The following is a 14,415-nucleotide window of genomic DNA, read 5'->3' on the forward strand; positions in this document are numbered from 1 at the left end:
TTTCACGACTCGGCAACCACCGCGACGGAGTCGTTCGAGCACTCTCGGTTGGCGTCGAGGGCATCACGCAGTACCCCCGCCGCATAATCGCGACCGCGGACGTCCTCGCCGGGCGCTCCCTGCGCCTGCCGGGCCCAGTCCAGAGCCTCCGCGTCGCGGCCCGCGACCAGCAGCGCGGCGGCGTATGCGGCCACGGCCTGCCGGCGGGAGAAGATCACCGAGGGGCCGAGGCGCTCGGCGGCGACGCAGCCCAGCGTCTCCAGCGCCGTCGGCAGGTCGCCCTGGGCCAGCCGGGCCAGGCCGAACAGCACCCGCGGCCCGACCTTGGCCGCCTCCAGCACGTCGTGGGTCTCGACGACCTGCAGCACCGCCCGGGCGTCGGCCTCGGCCGCCACCGGGTCGCCGCGGTCCAGGCTCACGAAGCCGCGCATCGTGCGGGACATGCCCAGCAGCAGCGGGTGGCCGGTCTTCTCGCCCCACTCGGTGGCGTCGGAGAGCAGGTCGTAGGCGTGCGCGGGCTCGTTGAGCTCGCGCGCGACCACGCCCCGCACGACGAGGGCCAGGCCCCGGCCCCAGTCGTCGCCGGCCGCCGCGAACTCGCGGTAGGCCCGCCGGGCCTCGCGGTCGGCGTCGGCCAGGTCACCGCTCTCGGCGGCCGCGAACGCCTCGACCGCGCGCAGCGTGCCGACCGCCCACGCGTCGCCGACCCGCTCGCCGAACGGCAGGAACGCCTTGGCCAGCCGCCGCGCCTCGCCGAGCCGGCCCGCCAGCAGGCGCACGAACGCGGTCGTGCCGCGCAGCCAGGCCCGGCCGACGGGGTCGCCGAGCTCGGCGAAGCGGCGGGCGGCCCGGCCGAGCGCCGCGTCGGCCCCGGCGAAGTCGCCGCGGGTGGTGGTGACCCACGCGAGGTGCTGCAACGACCAGGCCTGAGCCCGCCGGTCGCCGGCCGTGACGGCGATCTGGAACGACTCGGCGAACCGCCCTCCGGCCTCGGCCAGGCGCCCTTCGAGGAAGTCGGCCATGCCGAGGCGGCGCATGGCGTCACCGCGCTCGTAGGTCAGGTGGGCCGCGGTCGCCGCCTCCAGTGCGTCGGACAGGGTGGCGTAGCTGCGCCGGTGGTCGCCCATGGCCCGGTAGGCGCGTCCGGCCACCAGCAGGGCTCCCACCTGTACCCCCGCGTCGTCTGCGGCATTTGCAGTGATCTTCTCGGCGTGGCCGAGCGCCTCCGCCGACCGTCCGAGCTGGAGCAGGGCCCGGGCGTGGACGAGCCGGTCGGCCGCGGGCAGAATCCCGCCGCCGAGCACCGCCGCCCGGTCCGCGGCCTGTGCGGCCTGTGCCGGTTCCCCGGACGCCAGCGCGGCCCGGGCGGCCCGGGCCAGGGCCTGGACCCCGAGCGGCGCGGCCGAGCGGGCCAGCGAGTCCGGCCGCAGCCCGACGACGTCGGCGAGTTTCCCGGCCCGTTCGGCGTGGTCGGCGATGAACGCGTCGGCCGAGCCGAGGGTCATGTTCAGGCCCGCGACATTGCCGGTGCCGCCGGCCGACAGGAACGAGGTCACCGCGGCCGACGCCCACCGGGACAGGGCCGCGTGGCGCTCGGCCAGGTCGGCCTTGCCGATGCCGGCGTACGCCGCCTCCCGCAGCAGCGGCGTGGCGAAGGCGAACCCGCCCCGCCCGCGGCGCAGCATCCGGCGTTGCAGCAGCTCTTCCACGGCCCGTTCGAGCTCGACCGCGGCCACGACCGCGGGCCGGGCCGGCTGGCCGGGCGGGTTGAACCGCAGCGCTTCGAGGGCCCGGGCGGGCACGGTGTCGCCGATGACGGCGGCGTCGCGCAGCACGGCCCGGGTGTCGCTGGGCAGTGCGTCGATGCGGGCCGCGAGCACGGCCGCGAGGTCGCGGGAGAGCAGCCGGCCGCCGAGCGAGCCGGGCGCGAGCCGCCAGCCGGGCGGGTCGGTGCCGGCCACGGTGGTGAGCGCGCCCCGCTCCTGCAGGAGCGTGACCAGTTCGGACAGGTAGAAGGGATTGCCCTGAGCGGTCGCGAGGAGCCGGTCCTCGTCGGCCGGCGCGAGCCGTCCACCGCCGAGATAGGCGGTGAGCAGGCGAGCGGCGTCAGCACCACGAAGCGGCGGAATTGGTACTACCTCAGCGTCCGCGATCCGCGTCAGCACCCCGGCCGATCGCACCAGCTCGGGCCGGCCGAGCAGCACGATGAGCACGGGCCCCTCGAGCCGCTCGATGGTGGCACCGAGCGCGTCGAGCGTCTCCGGGGTCGCGTCGTGCAGGTCGTCGACGATCACGACCAGCGGGGTCTCCGCGGCCAGCCCCGACAGCAGCTCGGCGACCGCCGCCGGCACGGCGTCGAGGTCCAGCTCGTCGGCCTTGCCACCGGGCGCGACCCACACGGTGTCGCCGACGGCCTCGGTGTAGCCGATCAGCGTCAGCAGCAGGTCACTGGCGAACCGCGGCGGCTCCGGCCGTCCCCGCGCGGCCCGGGCCAGTCGCTGGGCCAGCCGCCGCAGCCGCTCCTCGACCGCTTCCCGGGTCAGCACGGCGTCCGCGGGCAGCCCGATCGCGGCGCGGACGAGGTCGGCGAGGGGGGCCAGCCGCCGCCGCTCACCGAACGCGGCACAGTGCACGGACAGCACGCGGGCGCCGCCGCCGGGGGCGAAGCCGGCGCTCGGGGTGTACCCCGCACCGCCGAGATAGCCGGCCGCGAAGCGCTCGATCTCGCCGGCCAGCCGCGTCTTGCCGAGCCCGGCCTCACCGGTGAAGACCAGCACCCGCGGCTCCTGCCGGTCCGCGATCTCGGCGAGCCGCCCGGACACCCGCCCGAGCTCGGGCTCGCGCCCCACGAACGGCGCCTCGTCGCCCAGCCCGGACCGGGTGCCGGGCGCGTCGAGCAGCCCGAGCAGCTCGAAGGCGTCGACGGGCTCGCGCTTGCCCTTGAGCCGCAGTGGCCGCAGCGCCCGCCAGGAGGCCAGGAGCCGGGTGGAGCTGGAGGTGCGATCGCCCGCGTACACCGCGCCGATCGCGGCCGCGTCGGCGAGCCGGGCAGCGGTGTTGACGGTGTCGCCGATGACGGTGTACTCGATGCCGGCCTGCACCCCGGCCACGACCGGCCCGGTGTTGAGGCCGATGCGCAGCCCGAGCGGAGCCCCGCCGCCGCGCTCGTCGTCGAGGACCCGGCGCACGGCCCGCTGCATGGACAGCGCGGCCCGCACGGCCCGCTCGGCGTCGTCCTCGTGCGCGACGGGCGCGCCGAACACGGCCATGATCCCGTCGCCGGTGAGCTTGTCGACGTGCCCGCCGAACGTCTTCACCGCGCCGGCCAGGGCGGCCAGCACCCGGTCGGTGACGGCGCCGACCCGCTCCGGGTCGAGGTCCTCAGACCAGGCCGTGAAGTCGGAGAGGTCGCCGAAGAGCACGGTGACGTTGCGCCGCTCGGCCGCGGGCAGGGTGGCGGCCGCGGGCAGCGCCGAGCCACAGTGGTGGCAGAACCGCGCACCGGGAACGGCCACAGTCCCGCACACCGAACACGTCACGTTGCACTCAAACCATGGGCGGGCGGATGTGATTCCCGTCGCAGAAAATCGAGCTGCGCCCGCACACTCATCTCGGCCGCGGGCCACAGTGCCCGGTCGACGTCGGCGTAGACAACGGCCACGACGTCGGCCGCCTCGGTCGCGCCGGCCTGGACCGCGGACCGCACCTGCGCGAGCCGGGCCTCCCGATGCTGCCGGTAATACCGGGCCGCCACCCCGGTGTCGCTGAGCGAAGGCCCGTGCCCCGGCAGCGCGGGCCGCCCGTCGAACGCCGCCAGCTTGCCGAGGCTCGCGAGATAATCCCCGAGGTCCCCGTCGGGCCAGGCCACCACGGTGGTGCCGCGCCCCAGGATGGTGTCACCGGTCAGCACGATCTCTTCGCCGCGGTACCGCACGACAAAGCACACGGAGTCACTGGAGTGCCCGGGCGTCACCAGCGGCTCGACCACGACCCCGTCCGCGTCGAGGTGCTCGAGCACCGGCGGGTCGTACACCCGCGCCCCGGTCAACGCCGCCAGCCGCCGCACACCTTCGGTATGGTCGATGTGGCCGTGGGTGAGCACGATCGCGGCGACCGGCCCGTGGGCGGCGACGGCCCGCAGGTGCCCCTCGTCGAGCGGCCCCGGATCCACGACGATGCTGCCACCGTTGGGTGCGCGCAGGAGCCACGTGTTGGTGCCGTCGAGCGTCATCGGCCCGGGGTTGGGCGCGCGGACGAGCGTCACCCAGTCGGGCAACGCGGCTAGCACTTCGGCGGCGGGGGTGGTGACGTGGCTTACCACACACAGATCCTACGGCGGGGCGGTTCACCCGCCACGTCACCCGACTGGCCAGGTGGTTGGCACGAAAAGTCGGGCGCTCCGCGCAACGACTTCTCGGATTTATACCCCGACGGGCGACAAAGCTGGTCCATGCGGCGTTCAGCTCGATGGGTGACCGGGAAAATGGTGATAAGTCCGAAATATCCGAGGAGGGACGAGTCGGATATTTCGCCCGGGAGTGCGAGCCGGATCTCTCGCGACCCGGCCGACCTGCGGAAATGAGATCGGCCGGGTGCGGAAGGCTCAGGACAGCTCGAGAATCGCCTCGACCTCGACCGGCGCGTTCAACGGCAGGCCCGACACGCCGACCGCGGACCGCGCGTGCGCGCCGGCCTCCCCGAACACCTCACCGAAGAGCTCCGAGGCCCCGTTGACCACGCCCGGCTGGCCGGTGAAGCCCGGCGCCGACGCGACGAACCCGACGATCTTCACGACCCGCACGACACTGCCCAGCCCGGCCAGCGCCTCGACGGCGGCGAGCACGTTGATGGCGCAGTTCCGCGCCAGCTCTTTGGCCTGTTCAGCGGTCACGTCGGCGCCGACCAGCCCGGTGGCGGGCAGCGCGCCGTCGACCATCGGCAGCTGGCCGGAGACGTACACGTGGTTGCCCGTGCGCACCGCCGGGACGTATGCGGCCACTGGGGGTACCACCGGCGGAATGGTGATGCCGAGCTCGGCCAGCCGGGCGTAGACGTCGCCCATGTCAGCCGGCCTTGGGGCGCTTGAAGTAGGCGACCAGGTTCTCCGGGTTGGGCCCGGGGACGATCGCGACCAGCTCCCAGCCCTCTTCGCCGAAGTTGTCGAGGATCATCTTGGTGTTGTGGACCAGCAGCGGCGCGGTCAGGTACTCCCATTTCTGCATGTGGGGACAGTAACGCCGGGCCGGCGGCGTCCGACGGGCACAGGCTGGTATCAGGACCCCCCATACCTGGCGTAGTGACGCTACTGTGAGGGCCGCCGTCGTGGTTGTCGCACAAAGGTGGGAGAAATGACGCAACCGCCCTCGTACCCGGGTCAACCCGAGTATCCGGGTCAACCCGGACAACCCGGGCAGCCGGGCTGGCCGCCACCGCCGCCGGTCCAGGATCCGTTCGCGGTCCCGCCGGCGCCGCAGCCTGAGCAATACACGGTGCAGCCGCCCGTGCCGCCGGTACCGTCGCAGCCGGATCCTTATGCGGTGCCCCAGCAGCCGGACCCCTATGGCGTGCCGCCCACCTCGGCGCCGCCCACGTCCGCGCAGCCGGCCTACGGTCAGCCGGCATACGGTCAGCCGGCCTACCCGCCGCCGCCCCCGACCGGCGCGTTCGGCCAGCCCACGGGGCAGTTCCCGCCGCCCACCGGGCAGTTCCCGACCGGGCCGATGGCGGCCCCGCCCACCAGCGCGATCCCCGGGATGGCCCCGCCGATGTCCGGGCCGCCGATGTCGGGCCCGCCGTATCCGGGGGCGCCGGGCTACCCGATGTACCCGCCGGTGGCCCCGCCGAAGAAGAGCCGCGGCCTGCTCATCACCCTGATCATCGTGGGTGTGCTGGTCGTGCTCGGCGGCGGTGGCGGCGCCGCGGCCTACTTCGTGATGAAGAACAACCAGGGCACCGGGGCGCCGACGGCGGCCGACGCGGTCAACAGCTTCCTCACGGCGGTGTACAAGAACAAGAGCACCGACGAGGCGCTCAAGTACGTGTGCTCCACGTCGCGCAACAAGGAGAAGCTGACCGCCCGGATCGACGAGATCCGCAAGTATGACGCGGGCCTCACCGGCGCGACCTACACCTGGCCGGCCCCGACCGTCGAGAAGCAGGAAAGCGACGAGGCGACGCTCACGACCACGGTGAAGGTGACCACGTCCGACGAGAAGGTCGCGGAGACGAAGTACCGCTACATCACCACGCACGGCGACGGCTGGTGGGTGTGCGAGATCACTGCGGCCTGACGACGGGCCCGGACCGGGTAGCGTCGAAGGCGTGACAGCACGTGAGTCTTCGGACGGGCGGGGCGGCTACGGCTGGCCCGCCCGTCTGCATGTGGTCACCGGCAAGGGTGGCACGGGCAAGACGACCGTGGCCGCCGCGCTGGCGCTGGCCCTCGCCCGGGACGGGAAGCGGACCCTGCTGATCGAGGTCGAGGCCCGGCAGGGCATCGCGCAGCTGTTCGACCGCGATCCGCTCCCATACAAAGAGCTGCGCATCGCCACGGCCCGCGGCGGTGGCGAGATGCGCGCGCTCGCGGTCGACGTCGAAGAGGCCCTGCTGGAGTACCTCGAGATGTTCTACCGGCTCGGTGTGGCCGGCCGGGCCCTGCGCAAGGTCGGCGCGGTCGACTTCGCCACCACGGTCGCCCCGGGCCTGCGGGACGTGCTGCTCACCGGCAAGATCAAGGAGGCCGTGACCCGCACCGTCGACGGCCGCCGGGTCTACGACGCCGTCGTGCTCGACGCGCCGCCGACCGGGCGGGTCGGGCGGTTCCTCAACGTGACCGCGGAGACGGCGCGGCTGGCCAAGGTCGGGCCGATCAAGACCCAGAGCGAGGGCGTGGCGGCCATCCTCCGCTCGCCGATGACCGCCGTGCACGTGGTCACCCTGCTGGAGGAGATGCCGGTCCAGGAGACCACGGACGCGATCGACGAGCTGACCCGGCTGGGCATCCCGATCGGCACCGTGATCGTCAACGCCACCCGCCCGCCGGTGCTGGCCGGGGTCAAGCTCACCCAGGCCGACCTGCGCCGGGGTCTGGCCGCGGCCGGGCTGCCGGCCGACAAGGAGGTGCTCGGCGGCCTGGCCGGTGAGGCCCGCGCCTACCAGACGAAGGTCGCCGCGGAGTCCTCGCTGCGCACGGAGCTGCTGAGCCTCGGCCGCCGGGTCGTCGAGCTGCCGCTGGTCCCCGAAGGTGTGACGGCGGCGACCCTCGAGTCGCTCGGTGATCTGCTCCTCACGACTGCTTGAGGATGCTCCCAGCGGATACGCTCGAAGTGTGCCTGCCACTGCCGAGACGCCCGGGTCGCCGGACCTGGAGCTGGACGCGATCCTCGCCGACCGCGCGATCCGGATCGTGGTCTGCTGCGGCTCGGGTGGCGTCGGAAAGACGACAACGGCGGCGGCGCTGGCCCTGCGGGCGGCGGAAGCGCACGGCCGGCGCACGGTCGTCCTGACCATCGACCCGGCCCGCCGGCTGGCCCAGGCCCTCGGCCTCACCGAGCTGGACAACACGCCGCGGCAGGTCAAGGGCCTGCAGCCGGACTCGGCCGAGCTGCAGGCGATGATGCTGGACATGAAGCGGACCTTCGACGAGGTCGTGCTCGCGCACACCGACCCGAAGAAGGCCGAGGAGATCTTCGCCAACCCCTTCTACCAGGCCATGAGCTCGACGTTCTCGGGCACGCAGGAGTACATGGCGATGGAGAAGCTGGGCCAGCTGCGGGCCCGCGACGAGTGGGACCTGATCGTGGTCGACACTCCGCCGTCGCGCTCGGCGCTGGACTTCCTCGACGCGCCGGCCCGGCTGTCGCGGTTCCTCGACGGCCGGATGCTGCGCCTGCTGCTGGCACCGGCGCGGGCCGGCGGCCGCAGCGTGTTCAACCTGGTCTCGGCCTCGTTCGGGCTGTTCAGCCGGACCGTGACGAAGATCCTGGGCGCGCAGCTGCTGACCGACCTGTCCGGGTTCGTGGGCGCGCTCGACTCGATGTTCGGCGGCTTCCGGGAGCGGGCCGAGCAGACCTACCGCGTGCTGCAGGCCCCCGAGACGGCGTTCCTGGTCGTGGCCGCGCCCGAGCCCGACGCCGTCCGCGAGGCGGTCTACTTCGCCGGGCGGCTCGCGGCCGACCGCATGCCGCTGGCCGGCCTGGTGCTCAACCGGGTCGTGCCGGTCGCGGCGCCGAGCCTCACCGCCGACGGCGCCCGCGCGGCCGCGGAGCGCCTGGATGCGCTCGGCGGCCACCAGGCGACGACGGACGTGCTGCGCATCCACGCGGAGCTGGCCGATCAGCACGAACGGCAGGCGGCGGTCGCCGGCCGGTTTCTGAGCGCCCATCCGGGTGTGCCGGTGATTCGCATCCCCGCGCAGCCCGCCGACGTCCATGACCTCGACGGGCTGCGCGCGATTGCCGCTGCCTTCTGAGGCGGGGTCCCCCCGGACCCGCCCCATCAGGCGGTCATCCACAAACGATCAGCCGGTCGGAACCAGCTCCTTGGTAGTGTCCTTCTCGTTGCGGTCCATGGCCGCTTCGAACATCTTGCGCCAGCTGGGCACCTGCGGATGACGGCGCAGCAACGCACGGCGCTCGCGCTCGGTCATGCCGCCCCAAACCCCGAACTCGATCCGGTTGTCGAGGGCGTCCGCCAGGCACTCATACCGCACGGGGCAGCTCCGGCAGATCCGCTTCGCCACGTTCTGCTCGGCGCCCTGGACAAACAGGGCGTCGGGGTCGCCATTGCGACACGCGGCGACGCTGGGCCAGTCGACGACCATGCTCATATTTCCTCTTCCCCCCTTGGACTCCCCCCGGGTCCATCCGCCGTGCTTGCCCCGGCGAAAAGCGCCCAAACCACGTCCCCCCATGGCATTCGGGTGCAGTTCGCCGGATCGCCCGGCGCGACAGCAGGGTCCCCGGCCACGGGAACCCCGAGAGGAGCTTTCCGGAACATCATGCTCTGTAGTCGTCCAGTTACGCAACGTTGTTGCACCAGGTTAACCGGCCCTTTTGTGATCCACCAAAGGGCCGATGTGCGCGGTCCCGCGCCACTACCGGGTGCGATTTGCCCAAAATGCCGACGGCCCCCGTGCCACGTGCCGCAGAATCGGAATTGGGTCAACCTCACGCTCGGTGTCACGCGTCTAGGACAACGAGGACGCCACCATCTGGACGCGGCCTCGTGACGCCGTCCCGTAGGCTGAGGAAGTGACCTGGATGCGCAAACGCGAGCACGGCCTGCTGCCCAATGCAGCTTCATTGCTGCTTTGTGGGCTCTTGGCGGGCCTGGTTGTCGCCGCGGCCGCATTCCCGGCGGTCGCGATGTCAGGCCTGGCCGCGAAGGCCGGATCCGACACGTTCGAGAGTCTGCCGACGGACATCGACGTGCTGCCGTCGCCCCAGATCAGTTACGTCTACGCATCCGACGGCAAGACGCTGCTCGCGACGATGTACGACGAGAACCGGCACGACGTGAAGATCGACGACGTCGCCGAGGTCATGCAGCACGCGATGGTCGCGGCCGAGGACAACCGCTTCTACCAGCACCGCGGCGTCGACGTGAAGGGCGTGGCCCGCGCGTTCGTGGCCAACCAGAACGCCGGCGGGCAGACGGAGCAGGGCGCCTCGACGCTCACCATGCAATACGTGCGGCAGGCGATCGCCTACTCGGCCAAGACGCCGCAGGAGGTCGTCGACGCCACCGACAAGACGCCGACCCGCAAGCTGCGCGAGATGAAGTACGCGATCGACCTCGAGAAGAAGCTTTCCAAGAAAGAGATTCTGGAGCGGTACCTCAACATCGCGCCCTTCGGCCACGGCGCCTACGGCGTCTACGCGGCCGCGCACGTCTACTTCGACAAGGACCCGAAGGACCTCACGCTCGCCGAGTCCGCGCTGCTGGCCGGCCTGGTGAAGGCGCCCGGCACCAACGACCCGGCGACCGCGGACGGCCTGCCGCGGGCCTTGGACCGCCAGAAGTACGTGCTCAACCAGATGGTCGGCATGACCTACGCCGACCAGGCCGCGGCCGATGCCGCCGCCAAGGAGAAGCTGACCATTGTCGGCAAGCGGACTCCTGAGGGCTGCGAGTCGATCCAGCGCCCCGAGCTCGGCGCCGGCTTCTTCTGCGATTACCTGCGCCGCTGGTGGAACGATCAGAAGGTGTTCGGCGAGGACGAATACCAGCGGGCCAACCGGCTGCGGGCCGGCGGCTACACCGTCATCTCCTCGCTGGACATCCAGACGCAGACGGCCGCGTTCAAGTACGCCCAGCAGCAGCCGTTCGTCTCCAAGGACCAGCAGGTCAAGATGGGCAGCCAGAACGCGATGATGATCGCGGCGGTCCAGCCCGGCACCGGCCGCGTGACCTCGCTGGCCACCAACCGCAACTACAGCAACGATTCGACGCCCAACGGCCCCAACACCAACCCGGACAAGAAGGGCCAGAAGGGCAACTACCCGAACACGACGGTGCCGATGATCACCGGCGACAAGGACATCCCGGGCTACCAGGCCGGCTCGGCGTTCAAGATGTTCACCGCGGTCGCGGCGCTGGAGTCCGGGCTGCCGCTGGCCACGACGATCAACGTCGAGAAGCAGTTCGTCTCCGACTTCATCATCCAGCCCGGCCCGGCCGCCTGTAACGGCAACCACTACTGCCCCAAGAACTCCGGCGGCCAGACCGGGCCATACAACATGTGGACGGCCTTCGGCAGCTCCATCAACACCTTCTTCGTGCCGCTGGAGCAGCAGGTCGGCGTGGAGCACGTGGTCGACGTGGCGAAGCGGCTGGGCATCCAGTTCAACGCCCAGGGCGACGCCGACCTGGCGGCCCACCCGAAGGGCTGGGGCGCGTTCACGCTGGGCGTGTCGGCGACGACGCCGCTGCAGCTGGCCAACGCCTACGGCACCCTGGCCGCCGACGGCCTCTACTGCGAGCCGACCCCGATCCTCGAGGTCAAGGACAACAGCGGCAAGAAGGTCGAGGGCCTCGACCCGAAGTGCAAGCAGGCGGTCGACCCCGAGGTCGCCCGGGCCGCGGTCGACATGGCCCGCTGCCCGGTCGGCGACCAGTCGGCCACCGGCAAGTGCGCCGGAGCCACCGCCGGCTACTCCAAGGACTTCGTGAAGCGGCCGATCGCCGGCAAGACGGGCACCACGGACTCGGAGAAGAGCGCCACCTTCACGGTCATGACCAAGCAGCTGGCGGTGTCGAGCTTCCTGACCGACCCGGACTGGCCCGAGACCAACAAGGACATGAAGCACCCGCCGGTCAACTACGCCGGCCTGGGCACGCTCCGCGACGGCCTCAACGGCCAGCCGGTCGTGCAGTTCACGCCGCCGACGAAGGACCGGTCCCAAGGCAAGCTGGTCGACATCCCGTCGGTCAAGTGCCTCTCCGTCGACCAGGCCCGGGCCAAGGTCAAGAACGCGGGCTTCTCGGTCTCGGTCGCCCAGGCTCAGGTTGCCTCCCAGTGCCCGGCGGGCACGGTCGATCGGACCAACCCGGCCGGCTCGACGGTCAAGGGCGGCGCGGTCCAGCTGGTCGTCAGCAAGGGCCCGGGCGCGCCGGCCCCGCCGAACGTCGGCGGCAACGGCGACAACAACGGCAATGGCAACGGCAACGGCGGCCGCGGGCACAACGACGTCTTCCCCAACGGGGACGTGCCCGACGACAACGACGCCTGCCCGATCCCCTGGGTCTGCTGAGCGAGCGAAATGCGAGCGGGCGTCCTCCGATCGGAGGACGCCCGCTTTTTACGCCGTCAGCTGGGCTTTGACGATCCCGGCGACCCGGCCGCCCTCGGCCCGACCGGCGACGGCGGCCTGTGCGGCCTTCATCGCGGGGCCCATGCTGCCCGGGCCGCTGAACCCGCCCGCGGCGAGGGCCTCGCGCACGATGCCGGTGAGCTCCTCGTCGGAGAGCTGCTTGGGGAGGTATCCGGCGATGACCTCCTCCTCGGCCCGCTCCTTCGCCGCCTGCGCCTCCCGGCCCGCGCCGGCGAACGCGTCGGCGGCCTCGCGCCGCTTCTTGGCCTCCTTGGTGAGGACCGACAGGACCTCCTCGTCGGAGAGCTCACGGGCGGACTTCCCGGCGACCTCGGCGTTGCGCACCGCGGCGATCGCCATCCGCAGGGTCGACGTCACCAGCTCGTCCCGAGCTTTCATGGCGTCGTGCAGATCGGACTCCAGGCGTGCCTTCAACATGAGAAAAGTCTATCGGTCCGATCATGTGCAAATTCGGTTGTAAGGCCGCCGGTAGGCTGAACCAATGCGCTCGAAGACTGTCCTGCGACTCGCGGCCGGCACCGTCGCCGCCGGCGCCGCCACCTTTGCCTACGCCTCGCTCGTCGAGCGCAACCTGTTCACCCTGCGCCGCTTCGACGTGCCGGTCCTGGCCCCCGACGCCGAGCCGCTGCGGGTCCTGCACATCAGTGACCTGCACATGACCCCCGACCAGCACCGCAAGCAGCGCTGGGTGGCCGAGCTGGCCGGCACCGACCCGGACCTGGTCATCGTCACCGGCGACAACATGGCCCACGTCGACGCCGTCCCGGCCGTCGTCCGCGCGCTCACCCCGCTGCTGGACCGGCCCGGCGCGTTCGTCTTCGGCTCCAACGACTACCGCGGCCCCGTGCTCAAGAACCCACTGGGCTACTTCAACAAGCACAAGCCGTATGTGCAGGGCGCCGTGCTCCCGGCCGAGGAGCTGCGCGACGTGCTGGCCGGCTCCGGCTGGGCCGACCTCAACAACGCCCGCACCACCCTCAAGGCCGGCGGCCGCACCGTCGAGCTCGTCGGCGTCGACGACCCGCACGTCAACCGCGACGACTACGACGCCGTGGCCGGCCCGGCCGCGACCGACGCCGACGTCCGCATCGGCCTGACCCACTCCCCCGAGCCGCGCATCCTCGACCGGATGGCCGACGACGGCTTCGACCTGCTCCTGGCCGGGCACACCCACGGCGGCCAGGTCGCCGTCCCGTTCTACGGCGCCCTGGTCACCAACTGCGGCCTCGACCGGCGCATGGCCAAGGGCCTGCACCGGTGGCCCTACTCCGAGTCCTACCTGCACGTCTCGGCCGGCCTCGGCACGCACCCGACGGCCCCGATCCGCTTCGCCTGCCCGCCGGAGGCGACGATCCTGACCCTGATCCCGCGATGACCGCCCAGGCCCCTCCGGCCACGGTGACGCGCAAGTGGCCGAAGCGCGCCGCCTACGCGGGCCTGGCCGGAGCCGCCGGACTGGCCGTGCTGCTCCCCACGGGCACGGCCGGAGCCGGCTGGTTCCTCGCCGGTCAAGTTCTGGACGTCAAAAGCCCGCGGGTGTACCCGGTGCGCGTACGTGCCCGCGCGGGTAACCGGATCACACTGACCCGCACCCCCGACACGGCCCGTGACATCCCGCTGTCCTTCGTCTGGGCCACCGGCCATGCCCGCCTCGGAACCGTCCTCTCAGTCGACCGCGCGACGGTGACCCGCGAGGTCGCCGAGGTCACGCGCGGGGCGCTGGTGACCGGCCTCAGGGGGTACACCTCGGGATATGTCTTTGAAGGCGATCCCCGCTCGGCCCGGGGCCTGCCGTATGACGAGGTGACCGTCCCGGGCGAGCTCGGCGCACTGCCGGCCTGGCTGGTCCCGCCCGTCGAGGGCCCGGCCGACGACACCTGGATCATCGCCGTCCACGGCCGCGGCGCCCCCCGCGGCGAAGCCCTCCGCGCCCTGCCGACGCTGGCCGCGACCACCCACCGCACCCTGGTCGTGTCATACCGCAACGACGAGCACGCCCCACCGTCCCACGACCACCGCTTCCACCTCGGGCACACGGAGTGGCGCGACGTACGGTCAGCGATCGACTACGCCCGGTCCGCCGGCGCCCGCGACGTGATCCTGATGGGCTGGTCGATGGGCGGCGCCGCCATCCTCAACCTGCTGCGCGAGTGGAACCATGACGGCTTCCTGCGCGCCCTGATCCTCGACTGCCCGGTCATCGACTGGAACGCCACGCTGCGCATGAACGCCCGCCAGCTCAACGTCCCCCCGGTCTGGACGTGGACCGCCCTGAAACTCATCCAGCACCGCCTGGGCGTGACCGGCCGGGACCTGGACTACCGCCCGCTGGCCGCCAAAATCGACGTACCGACCTTGCTGTACGTCGACCACGACGACCGCACGGTAGCCCCCGCCCCAACCGTCGAATTCGCCCACGCCGCCGCCGACCACGTGACCCTGGTCGAGACCCGTGAGGCCGGTCACTGCCGTAGCTGGAACCTCGACCCGGCCGCCTACGAACACCGCTTGGCCGAGTTCCTGAAGTCGGTGTAGGCCCAGCTCAACCCCATTGCGCCCGACACGGGGGATACCGAGTTGG

The 14,415-nt window shown here is 72.1% G+C and carries 12 protein-coding genes; 6 read left to right on the forward strand and 6 right to left on the reverse strand.

Features of this window, described 5'->3' with window-relative positions:
- Positions 1-2 precede the first annotated feature (2 nt).
- From ACIA8L_RS01640 to ACIA8L_RS01655, 4 genes are all read right to left on the reverse strand, one after another.
- Complete coding sequence (locus ACIA8L_RS01640; RefSeq protein ID WP_395899324.1) at positions 3-3,539, reverse strand: adenylate/guanylate cyclase domain-containing protein; 3,537 nt, start codon at positions 3,537-3,539, stop codon at positions 3-5.
- On the reverse strand, positions 3,536-4,321 hold the full coding sequence (locus tag ACIA8L_RS01645) for an MBL fold metallo-hydrolase (RefSeq protein ID WP_395899326.1): 786 nt from the start codon (positions 4,319-4,321) through the stop codon (positions 3,536-3,538). The genes ACIA8L_RS01640 and ACIA8L_RS01645 overlap by 4 nt, the downstream gene beginning before the upstream one ends.
- A 282-nt stretch (positions 4,322-4,603) precedes the next feature.
- The gene (locus ACIA8L_RS01650) at positions 4,604-5,062 is read right to left on the reverse strand and encodes a RidA family protein (protein WP_395899328.1); all 459 of its coding nucleotides are present in this window, start codon (positions 5,060-5,062) and stop codon (positions 4,604-4,606) included.
- A gap of 1 nt (position 5,063) precedes the next feature.
- Entirely contained in the window at positions 5,064-5,222 is a 159-nt protein-coding gene (locus ACIA8L_RS01655; protein WP_190251269.1) for a hypothetical protein, read from the reverse strand.
- A gap of 315 nt (positions 5,223-5,537) precedes the next feature.
- Here ACIA8L_RS01655 and ACIA8L_RS01660 point away from each other — a divergent pair, with 315 nt between their 5' ends.
- Genes ACIA8L_RS01660 through ACIA8L_RS01670 form a run of 3 tightly spaced genes read left to right on the forward strand, consistent with a single transcriptional unit; the run spans position 5,538 to position 8,470 of the window.
- The gene (locus ACIA8L_RS01660) at positions 5,538-6,290 is read left to right on the forward strand and encodes a hypothetical protein (RefSeq protein WP_395899330.1); all 753 of its coding nucleotides are present in this window, start codon (positions 5,538-5,540) and stop codon (positions 6,288-6,290) included.
- Positions 6,291-6,321: 31 nt separating this feature from the next.
- Entirely contained in the window at positions 6,322-7,299 is a 978-nt protein-coding gene (locus tag ACIA8L_RS01665) for an ArsA-related P-loop ATPase (RefSeq protein WP_395899332.1), read from the forward strand.
- 28 nt (positions 7,300-7,327) lie between these two features.
- Positions 7,328-8,470: an ArsA family ATPase gene (locus ACIA8L_RS01670; RefSeq protein WP_395899334.1), complete on the forward strand. Its 1,143-nt coding sequence runs from the start codon at positions 7,328-7,330 to the stop codon at positions 8,468-8,470.
- Between the two features lie 48 nt (positions 8,471-8,518).
- Here ACIA8L_RS01670 and ACIA8L_RS01675 read toward each other — a convergent pair whose 3' ends face one another.
- On the reverse strand, positions 8,519-8,827 hold the full coding sequence (locus ACIA8L_RS01675) for a WhiB family transcriptional regulator (RefSeq protein ID WP_395899336.1): 309 nt from the start codon (positions 8,825-8,827) through the stop codon (positions 8,519-8,521).
- Between the two features lie 433 nt (positions 8,828-9,260).
- Between ACIA8L_RS01675 and ACIA8L_RS01680 the strand changes: the two genes are divergently transcribed.
- A complete protein-coding gene (locus tag ACIA8L_RS01680; protein ID WP_395901661.1) occupies positions 9,261-11,753 on the forward strand; it encodes a transglycosylase domain-containing protein in 2,493 nt (830 codons plus the stop codon).
- Positions 11,754-11,801: 48 nt separating this feature from the next.
- On the opposite strand, the gene ACIA8L_RS01685 is transcribed toward ACIA8L_RS01680, so the two are convergent.
- Positions 11,802-12,251, reverse strand: coding sequence for a GatB/YqeY domain-containing protein (locus tag ACIA8L_RS01685; RefSeq protein ID WP_395899338.1), 450 nt, complete (start codon positions 12,249-12,251; stop codon positions 11,802-11,804).
- Between the two features lie 64 nt (positions 12,252-12,315).
- Between ACIA8L_RS01685 and ACIA8L_RS01690 the strand changes: the two genes are divergently transcribed.
- Both ACIA8L_RS01690 and ACIA8L_RS01695 read left to right on the forward strand, forming a co-directional pair.
- Positions 12,316-13,209, forward strand: a complete 894-nt coding sequence (locus tag ACIA8L_RS01690; RefSeq protein WP_395899340.1) for a metallophosphoesterase — start codon at positions 12,316-12,318, stop codon at positions 13,207-13,209.
- Positions 13,206-14,369 carry an alpha/beta hydrolase family protein gene (locus ACIA8L_RS01695; RefSeq protein ID WP_395899342.1) on the forward strand — a complete coding sequence of 388 codons (1,164 nt, stop codon included), beginning with the start codon at positions 13,206-13,208 and terminating at the stop codon, positions 14,367-14,369. The genes ACIA8L_RS01690 and ACIA8L_RS01695 overlap by 4 nt, the downstream gene beginning before the upstream one ends.
- Positions 14,370-14,415 lie beyond the last annotated feature (46 nt).

It is taken from the genome of Dactylosporangium sp. NPDC051541, assembly GCF_044454505.1.
Classification (GTDB): domain Bacteria; phylum Actinomycetota; class Actinomycetes; order Mycobacteriales; family Micromonosporaceae; genus Dactylosporangium.